6 protein-coding genes are annotated in these 7,172 nt (G+C 56.4%); all 6 read left to right on the top strand.

Translation table 11 applies throughout. The features are described from left to right. The first annotated feature begins 134 nt into the window (after positions 1–134). Positions 135–2,198 (top strand): NAD(+) synthase, encoded by a 2,064-nt coding sequence (locus tag AB7S84_RS15645; RefSeq protein WP_428155640.1) that lies wholly within the window; start codon positions 135–137, stop codon positions 2,196–2,198. Between the two features lie 188 nt (positions 2,199–2,386). Continuing rightward, the gene (locus AB7S84_RS15640) at positions 2,387–3,097 is read left to right on the top strand and encodes a queuosine precursor transporter (protein WP_428155638.1); all 711 of its coding nucleotides are present in this window, start codon (positions 2,387–2,389) and stop codon (positions 3,095–3,097) included. Beyond that, positions 3,094–4,164 carry a KamA family radical SAM protein gene (locus AB7S84_RS15635; RefSeq protein ID WP_428155636.1) on the top strand — a complete coding sequence of 357 codons (1,071 nt, stop codon included), beginning with the start codon at positions 3,094–3,096 and terminating at the stop codon, positions 4,162–4,164. Before AB7S84_RS15640 ends, AB7S84_RS15635 begins: the two co-directional genes overlap by 4 nt. A 176-nt stretch (positions 4,165–4,340) precedes the next feature. Then, a complete protein-coding gene (locus tag AB7S84_RS15630) occupies positions 4,341–4,886 on the top strand; it encodes a C40 family peptidase (RefSeq protein WP_020876449.1) in 546 nt (181 codons plus the stop codon). Between the two features lie 197 nt (positions 4,887–5,083). Then, positions 5,084–5,893, top strand: a complete 810-nt coding sequence (locus AB7S84_RS15625) for a 4Fe-4S dicluster domain-containing protein (protein ID WP_428155633.1) — start codon at positions 5,084–5,086, stop codon at positions 5,891–5,893. Positions 5,894–6,282: 389 nt separating this feature from the next. Beyond that, positions 6,283–7,172 (top strand): hypothetical protein (locus tag AB7S84_RS15620; protein WP_428155631.1); only part of this gene is annotated, 890 nt, incomplete at its 3' end.

The raw sequence follows: 7,172 nt of genomic DNA, 5'->3' as shown, positions 1-7,172 counted from the left end.
AGGCATGAGCCTGTCGAACTCACCTGTGAATTCTGCCGGAAAACCTATGTATTTGACGTCGAATCCCTTCAGGCGCTGATCGAGGAGTTGTCCGTTCGTGACTCCGGCATCCAGGATAACTGATGGAGGACCCCTTGAGCCATCCATTCCATTCCATCTATACTCACGGCTTCATCCGGGCGGCAGTCTGCCTGCCGACGCTCCGGGTCGCCGACCCGGTCTTCAACACCCGAAGGACATTGGATCTCGCCCGAAAGGCTTCCGAATCCCGTGCCGCCGTGGCGCTATTTCCGGAGATGGGACTCTCGGCCTATTCCAATGAAGATTTGTTTCATCAGGAGGCCCTGCTATCGGTTACGGCCTCGGCGCTCCTCCAGGTGGTGGAGGGCAGCCGGAGCCTCTCGCCGCTCCTTATCGTGGGAGCGCCACTGCGCTTCGAGGGGAAGCTTTTCAACTGCGCCGTGGTGATCTACCGAGGACGAATCCTGGGTGTCGTTCCCAAGACCTATCTTCCCAATTATCGGGAGTTTTACGAAAAGCGACAGTTCACCTCCGGAATGAACGCCGTCTCCCGGGAGGTTCGCCTGATGGGACATACCGTTCCCTTCGGCGCCGATTTGATCTTCGAGGCCGACAATTTTCCCGGTTTTTGCCTGGCCGTGGAGATCTGCGAAGATGTCTGGACCCCCATCCCCCCGTCGACCTACACTGCTCTTGCCGGCGCCACGGTCCTGGCCAACCTCTCGGCCAGCAACATCACCGTGGGCAAAGCCGATTACCGACGAAACCTCTGCGCCGTTCAGTCGGGCAGATGTCTGGCCGCCTATTTATACTCCGCCGCCGGGCCCGGGGAGTCGACCACGGATCTTGCCTGGGACGGTTATGCGCTGATTTATGAAAACAACGAACTTCTGGCCCAATCGGAGCGCTTTTCCGACACCGAACAGATCGTGCTGGCGGACATCGATCTGGAGCTCCTGGTTCAGGAGCGGATGCGGACGACGAGTTTCAACGACGCCGTGGGCGTTCATCGGGACCGGCTTGCCGGCATTCGCCGGATTCCCTTCGATTTTGCCGTTCCAACCGGAGACATTCCCCTGATCCGTCGGGTGGAGCGCTTTCCATTCGTTCCCAGCGAGGCCGACAAGTGCGACGAACGCTGTTACGAGGCCTACAACATCCAGGTCCACGGCCTGATGAAGCGGCTTGCCGCATCGGGCATCGATCGGGTGGTGATCGGCGTTTCCGGGGGGCTCGACTCCACTCAGGCCCTCATCGTGGCCGCCAGGACCATGGATCGCCTGGGCCTGCCCCGGAAGAACATTCTCGCCTACACCATGCCCGGGTTCGCCACCAGTCGTGCCACGCATGAAAACGCCCTCAGGCTGATGGCGGCACTGGCGGTATCGGCCGCGGAACTCGACATCCGACCGTCGGCCATGCAGATGATGCGGGACATCGATCATCCCTTTGCCCGGAATCAGCCGGTTTACGACGTCACCTTCGAAAATGTTCAGGCTGGGGAGCGGACTTCCCATCTTTTCCGTCTGGCCAACCTTCACCACGCCCTGGTCCTGGGCACCGGCGATCTGAGTGAGCTTGCTCTGGGGTGGGCCACTTACGGCGTCGGGGATCACATGTCCCACTATAACGTCAATGCCTCGGTGCCCAAGACCTTGATCCAGCACCTCATCCGATGGGTCGTCGAAACCCGGCAGTTCGACGATGAAACCGGTGAAGTGCTCACGGCCGTTCTGAACACCGAGATTTCGCCCGAGTTGATCCCCGCCGGTGCCGAAAACGCTGAACAACCGGCCCAGCGAACCGAAGAGAAGATCGGACCCTACGAACTCCAGGACTTCAATCTCTTTTACATCACCCGCTACGGGTTTGCGCCCAGCAAGGTCGCTTTTCTCGCCCATCACGCCTGGAGCGATGCGGGCCGGGGCCGGTGGTCCGATCTGATTCCCCCGCAAAAACGGCATCAGTACGACCTCTCCGAAATCAGGAAATGGCTCGATCTTTTTGTCTACCGATTCTTCAAAATCAGCCAATTCAAACGATCGGCCGTTCCCAACGGACCCAAGGTGGGCTCGGGCGGATCCCTTTCCCCTCGCGGCGACTGGCGGGCCCCCAGCGATGCCGAGGCCGTTGTGTGGCAAAACGAGCTCCGGGAGAAGGTGCCGGATATATATTGATTCGACTTTCGATTTTCATGATGTGAGCGAATAGATACGGCCTGTCAAAGTCGAAAGTTGAGTTAAGTATTGAATAGCCCTTCTCTTGAAATTTTCAGCCGGAGTCTGTATGAAGGACCGACGAATCCTTTGATCAAGCCGGAGCACGGCTCCGGCCGTTTTTTTATCATCAACCGAAGGAAGATTTCATGACCAGTGCCAACCCCTTTCCGGAAAAACCGGCTGAGGGTTCTTATTCCCAATGGTTCATTGCGACGACCGCCGTTTTTATCACCGCTCTCATCACTGCCAATATCATCGCCGTCAAGTTGATCAGCTTCGCAGGCTGGATCCTGCCGGCAGCCGTCATCATTTTTCCCGTCAGCTACATTGTCGGCGACATCCTGACGGAAGTCTACGGATATCGTCAGGCCCGCCGGGTGATCTGGCTCGGGTTCTGCTGCAACCTGATCGCCGTCGCGGCCATATGGATCGGAGGCATGCTGCCGGCAGCCGGCTTCTGGGACGCCCAGTCCGCCTACGACCGGATTCTGGGATATACGCCCCGCCTGCTGGCGGCCTCCTTTGCCGCTTACCTGGTTGGGGAATTCACCAACGCCTATATTCTGGCCAAAATGAAGATCGCCACCGGAGGACGCTGGCTCTGGACCCGGACCATCGGCTCGACACTGGTCGGTCAGGGGCTCGATTCGACCGTTTTCATCACCCTGGCCTTTGCAGGGACGATCCCGCCTTCAGGCATCATCACCGCTGTCGCCACCCAATGGCTCGTCAAGTCGGTCTATGAAGCGCTCATGACGCCGTTTACTTACGGCATCGTCAATTTTCTCAAACGTCGGGAGGGGATCGATGTCTACGACATCGACACCCGATTCAATCCTTTCAACACTCAGGCATGATGAACGATCGACCCTGGCAGGATCTTCTCGCGGAAAGCGTCACCTCGGCCGATGAACTCTGCCGCAGGTTTCCCGTCGCCCGAAAAACCGTTTTGCCCGTTATCGACCAATACCCCATGCGGATCAATCCCTATTTTCTCTCCCTGATCCGCGAACCCGGCGATCCCATCTGGCGACAGGCAATTCCGGATCCGGCAGAGCTGGAAGACACCCTTCCCGAAGCCGACCCTTTGGCGGAGGAAGCCCAGTCGCCCGTGCCCGGCCTGATCCACCGCTATCCTGACAGAGTGGTCTTCCTGGTGTCCTCCCAATGCGCCCTCTTCTGCCGTCACTGCATGCGGAAGCGACAGGTCGGAAAGCCGAACGCGATGAAACCCGGCGCTGTTGACAACGGGATCGCCTATATCCAGGAAACCCCGGCTATTCGGGATGTCATTCTGTCGGGAGGAGATCCTTTTCTGCTTTCGGACGACCATCTCATCGAAGACATTTTAAAGCCGCTTCGGGGGATTCCTCACGTGGAAATTCTCCGGATCCATACCCGGATCCCCTGTACCCTCCCCCAACGGATCACCGAAGCCCTTGTCCGGCGACTCAAGGCCTTCGCACCGCTTTACATCAACATCCAGTTCAACCACCCGGCGGAAATAACGCCGAACGCGACGCAAGCCTGTGCCCGTCTCGCCGATGCGGGCATCCCCTTAGGCTGCCAGACAGTGCTGCTGAAAGGCGTCAACGACAGTCCCGTCGTGATGAGGCGCCTCATGCAAAAGCTCCTCGCCATCCGCGTCAGACCTTACTACATCCACCAGGGGGATCTGGTGAAGGGCACCGGCCATTTCCGCACCTCCGTCCGCGAAGGACTCGACATCATGTCGGCCCTTCGGGGGCACACATCGGGTATGTGCGTACCCCAGTATATGATCGATTTGCCCGGGGGCGGCGGAAAGATTCCGCTTCTGCCCGAATATGTGATTGAAAAACGCCATAACGAATGGTATATACAGACCTTCGACAACAGAATCGTCGCATACCCCGTTTCGAACGAAGGCCGCCGCCGAAACTGATTTCCCATTCCCGTTGGTACCGCTCGAATGCATCATCGGATCGACGGCCCGGACTGTTTGAGCGCCAGCGAGTTTCCGGGCCGCCCGGAGCAGGCTTTAGCGGTACTTGAACGGAATCGCGCCGGGCGCGGGCCATATCCTCCCGGCACCGGCCTGTGAAAGTCGAAAGTTGAGTTATGAACTCGATTCGTTTTCCCATCGCCTCGGTCATTATCCTGGCATCCTTGTTTCTGGTGGGTTGCGGCGCCCTCCCCTTACGGGTCAAACCACCGGTCGCTCAACAGGATGCCGATTCCGTCAGATTCTGGCAGGGAATCAAGAACTGGCAAGGTGTTCCCTACCGGCACGGCGGAAGCAGCAACAGCGGGACCGATTGTTCAGGATTCGCGATGCGCTTCTATGAAAACCTGTACGGTATTCAACTTCCCAGAACCACGGCGGAGCAGATCAAGACCGGTATTCCGATTTCCGAGAAATCCCTGAAGCCCGGTGATCTGATCTTCTTCAGGTTTCGGAACAACACCGGTCATGTCGGCATCTATCTCGGCAATGGCCGTTTTACGCATGCCTCGCCCAAGAAAAAAGGGATCACGATATCCAGTCTGGACAACCCATATTGGAAATCAAGATATCGTGCGGCCCGCAGGATTCTGGAGAAACCGCCGAAAAAGCGGCTTCAGCTCTTTTCCACCATCAATTTGTCAGATCAAAACCGTTATTGAGAATCCAATGGTTTTTTCCGGCCGCTGCATCCGGAATCGCTTTTCTTGATCTACGTCAATGACATCGGCAGTACCCTTCGATATAAAGAAAACACTCAACGTTCGACTTTCATGACGGTGACCGGAAAGCTACGGTCTGTGAAAGTCGAAAGTTGAGTAAACAAATGAAACCGGATTCCCAAAGGAAGGAGATCATCATGAAATGGACGGCGGAAGCCGAAGCGGAGATCAGAAAGGTTCCTTTTTTCGTCCGAAAAAAAGTCCGACATCGGGTTGAAAACGAGGCCAGGGCCGGCGGCAAAACAGTGGTCGGTCTGGCTGAGGTCAACAGCACCCGTACAAAATTCCTGAAGGGAATGGCATCCGAGGTCAAGGGATACCAGCTGGACGTCTGCTTCGGTCCCGGAGGATGCCCCCACCGGGCAGGGGACACCAGTCGGCTCATGGAACGCCTCGAATCCCTGCTCCGGAAAGCTGATCTGCTGAGTTTTCTCAAAAAACAGGTGAACGGACCCCTCAAATTCCATCATGAATTCCGGGTGACCCTGGCGGAATGTCCCAACGCCTGCTCCCAACCCCAAATCAAGGACTTCGGCATCATCGCAGCAGTAACCCCGAAATTGACGGATGCCGACTGCACCCGATGCGGCGCCTGCCGGGAAGCTTGTCCCGACGACGCCATAGCGTTGCCGGAGGATGCGGCGCAACCCGTCATCCACCCTGAACGATGCCTCTCCTGCGGCCGATGCGTCTGGGCCTGCCCATCGGGCACCCTTGCGGAACGCTGCCGGGGATACAAGATCCTTCTGGGTGGAAAATTGGGGCGACACCCCCGGCTCGCATCGGAACTACCCGGATTGTTTTCCGAAGACGAGGTGGTGGACGTTCTCGAGGCCTGTATCGATTTTTATAAAGAGAACAGCCGAAACGGTCGCCGATTTGCCGATCTGCTGACCCCCCAGGTGCTCAAAAGCTTTTCAGACACCTTTGGCAAGGCTTCATCCTGACCGAAAAATCGCCGCTGATCCCTCTTTTTTCAACGCCCTCCCCCGGCGCCAACGCTTCAATGTTCGACTTTCGGTGTTCACAGGCCGAAGCCGGCCCCTCTTTCCGGTCACTATCACGAAAATACAGTTGAGTTACCGGTTGTATCCTTCCTGAATTTTCCGATATGGTATTGATTCAACTTTCGGTGTTCATAGGCCGGTGCCGCTTTCCGTTTACCATATTCAACTGTCGACGTTCATGATGGTGATCGGCACCGGCCTGAGAAAGTCGATAGTTGAGTACCATAGTTGAAAACCGAAATTTAAGAATCCCCTGACACCGTCGATGCGATATGCCGGTCGAAACGTCGGATTGTTATGGATTCCAGGACATCCGTCAAGGAGGAACGATGCTCTGTAAAAGGATGTATGTCACCATCGTCGGACTGATCATTATATCTTTGTTAGAGATGGGCTTTGGATTTTCGGCTCAAGGGGCACCCGGGGAAGATCATTCATCCTCGGATGCAACCGTCGCCGTGCCTTACGAAAATATCCGGCAACTGGTGGAAACCGCCCTGACCACGGAAGCAGACGAAATCAAGGCGTTGAAGGCACGATTCACCGCCCTCGATCGATACAAAAAGACGATCGATATCCTGCTGAGGGCCGCATCCCTCCAACAAACAGCCCATGCCAACCTCCTTGTCGAGCCGGCATCCGATCTTCAGGACATCCTTCAGGCCAAAAGCGACAGCGATGCCGTGATGACGAACCTGTCCGAGATGATGGCTCAGGCCCGTGACGAAAGGACAGCTGCGGCGACGCAACTCGCAAGGGTGGAGGAACAGATTCTTCTGAATCAAGAAAATCTCGCGACGATTCGGGAAGGAAAGTCCGATACCCCGATCACCGTCAAGCTGATCCGACGGATCGAGACACTTGACGACCTGCTCAATACCGAAAAGGAAATGCTCCGGAAGATCGTCGATACATATGAAGCATCTGAAGAAAAGCTGAAAGCGGCTCATGACCGGCTCTCCGTCATGGAAGACACGTTTGATAACGCCATATCGAAAAAGAAGAAGGAAGATCTCTTCAAACGCGGTGAGCCGGGTTTGGATGCCTTCGACATCACCCGCCTGGACGATTATATAGGCGATCTTCCGGACCGAATCATTTCGAAGTTGAACCATGACGTTCAGGCACTCCTCGACAAGGGACGTTTGCGCATCACAGGGATAATCCTCTTCGCACTTATAATCCTCGTCATCATGTTCCAGCTCAAGCGCAAAATCAT

It is taken from the genome of Desulfococcus sp., assembly GCF_050178255.1.
Taxonomy (GTDB): Bacteria; Desulfobacterota; Desulfobacteria; order Desulfobacterales; family Desulfococcaceae; genus Desulfococcus; species Desulfococcus multivorans.
The sequence above is the reverse complement of the archived record's forward strand: the minus strand, read 5'-3'. Positions and strand labels throughout refer to the sequence as shown.

What these genes read in the sequence shown, in the direction of transcription:
- AB7S84_RS15635 (WP_428155636.1), top strand. Translation starts at nt 3,094, where the DNA reads ATGATGAACGATCGACCCTGGCAGGATCTTCTCGCGGAAAGCGTCACC.
- AB7S84_RS15630 (WP_020876449.1), top strand. Translation starts at nt 4,341, where the DNA reads ATGAACTCGATTCGTTTTCCCATCGCCTCGGTCATTATCCTGGCATCC.
- AB7S84_RS15625 (WP_428155633.1), top strand. Translation starts at nt 5,084, where the DNA reads ATGAAATGGACGGCGGAAGCCGAAGCGGAGATCAGAAAGGTTCCTTTT.
- AB7S84_RS15640 (WP_428155638.1), top strand. Translation starts at nt 2,387, where the DNA reads ATGACCAGTGCCAACCCCTTTCCGGAAAAACCGGCTGAGGGTTCTTAT.